Source organism: Streptomyces sp. CO7, from assembly GCF_053474865.1.
Genome location: NZ_JBRIOU010000087.1, coordinates 1 through 478 on the forward strand (window position 1 = coordinate 1; position 478 = coordinate 478).

General features: G+C 40.0%; 1 protein-coding gene. It reads right to left on the reverse strand.

The features are described 5' to 3' along the window. Window positions 1-214: 214 nt before the first annotated feature. Window positions 215-478 (reverse strand): alpha/beta fold hydrolase (locus ACOV8S_RS31235; protein WP_448321855.1); only part of this gene is annotated, 264 nt, incomplete at its 5' end.

Here is a 478-nt window from a genome sequence, read left to right on the forward strand (position 1 = left end):
CTGACAACTATTCTTTAGAGGATAGTAATTAAGATTTCACAGCTAGCATACAATCGATGTATCTTGTGATCTCTTTCTAATAAAAGAGCACACAAAAAAAATACCAATGGTACACGACCCTTGGTATTTTTTAGAGATGCCCGAGAGGACTTGGACCTCCACGGGGTTATTCACCCCTGACTCCGATTTGCACATATTTTGCACAAAACCTAATCTATTTCTTTACATTTTCCGACTCAAGTCTGATTAACCAGTTATGAACTAATGAGTTAAATACATCGGGTTGTTCGATTTGCAAGTTGTGGCCAGCCATATCAAGCACAGCAAAGGTTGCCCTTGGATAGTCTTCGATCAGCCGCCACGCATCGTGATATCCAACTACATTGTCTTGACGCCCTGTGATAATGAGCGTGGGATACTGAAATTCAGATGAAATGTCGAAGGTATAGCCATATCCATTTTGAAGAATGTTATTGAT